Origin of the sequence: Noviherbaspirillum autotrophicum (genome assembly GCF_000818395.1) — a bacterium.
Taxonomy (GTDB): Bacteria; Pseudomonadota; Gammaproteobacteria; order Burkholderiales; family Burkholderiaceae_D; genus Noviherbaspirillum; species Noviherbaspirillum autotrophicum.
Window position 1 is genome coordinate 1 of record NZ_JWJG01000019.1, and the last position, 1467, is coordinate 1467.

Here is a 1467-nt window from a genome sequence, read left to right on the forward strand (position 1 = left end):
CTCGCGCGAAATCGACAGGCCCAGGCCGGTACCGCCGTACTTGCGCGCGGTGCTGCCGTCGGCTTGCTGGAATGCCTCGAAGATCAGCTGCAGCTTGTCGGCCGCAATGCCCACCCCGGTGTCGGTCACCGAAAACGCCAGCACTGCATCAGCCTGCGCAAGGCTCGAGTTGTCCGCGCTCCAGCCGCTCCTGGCCATGCCAATCTGCAACGCCACGCGGCCACGGTTGGTGAACTTGAAGGCGTTCGACAGCAGATTCTTCAGGATCTGCTGCAGGCGCGTGGTGTCGGTCATCATCGACGGCGGCAGCGCGTCGGCCAGCTCCACCGAGAAGCCGAGCTGCTTGGCTTCGGCCATGTGGCGGAAGGTGCGCTCGACGTAGCCCGACAAGGTGCGGAAGCGGTATTCGCTCATTTCCAGCGTGACGGTTCCGGACTCGATCTTCGACAGGTCGAGGATGTCGTTGATCAGCGTGAGCAAGTCGCTGCCGGAACCATAGATGGTGCGGGCAAATTCCACCTGCCGCTCCGACAGGTTGCCGTCCGGGTTGTCCGACAATTGCTGCGCCAGGATCAGGAGGCTGTTCAGGGGCGTGCGCAATTCATGCGACATGTTCGCCAAAAACTCCGACTTGTACTTCGACGACAAGGCCAACTGCGTCGCCTTTTCTTCCAGCGCCAGTTTCGCCTGTTCCACTTCCCGGTTCTTGCGTTCCACCTCGATATTCTGTTCCGACAGCAGGCTCGCCTTTTCCGCCAGTTCCAGGTTGGTCTGCTGTAATTCCTGCGCCAGCGACTGCGATTGCCGCAGCAGGGATTCGGTGCGGCTGTTGGCTTCGATCGTGTTCAGCACCACGCCGATGGTTTCCATCAGCTGGTCGAGGAAGGACAGGTGGGTTTCGGTGAAGCGGTCGAGCGAGGCGATCTCGATGACGGCCTTGACCTGCTGCTCGAACAGGATCGGCAGCACCACGATGTTGGTCGGAGGCGCTGCGCCCAGGCCGGAGGAAATCTGGATGTAGTCGCGCGGCACGTTGGTGAGCCAGATGCGCTGTTTTTCCAGCGCGCATTGGCCAACCAGTCCTTCGCCGGGCAAGAACGAGGTCGGCAGCTTGCGGCTGGAGCGGTAGCCGTAGCTGGAAGTCATTCGCAGGCGGGCGTCGTCGTCGCCCGAATCCATCATGTAGAACACGCCGTGGTGGGCCGACACCAGCGGGGCGAGTTCCGACAGGATCAGGGTGGTCACGGCGGACAGGTCGCGCTGGCCCTGCAACAGGCGGGTGAAGCGCGCGAGGTTGGTTTTGAGCCAGTCCTGCTGCGCATTCTTTTGCGTGGTTTCCTTCAGGTTGCGGATCATCTCGTTGATGTTGTCCTTCAGGTCCGCCACTTCGCCGCGCGCCTCGACCTGGATCGAGCGCGACAGGTCGCCGCGCGTCACGGCTGTTGCCACTTCCGCGATCGCGCGCAC

General features: G+C 62.6%; 1 protein-coding gene. It reads right to left on the reverse strand.

Translation table 11 applies throughout. From position 1 onward, the window contains the following. Nucleotides 1–1467 (reverse strand): GAF domain-containing protein (locus TSA66_RS01195; RefSeq protein ID WP_040038679.1); only part of this gene is annotated, 1467 nt, incomplete at both ends.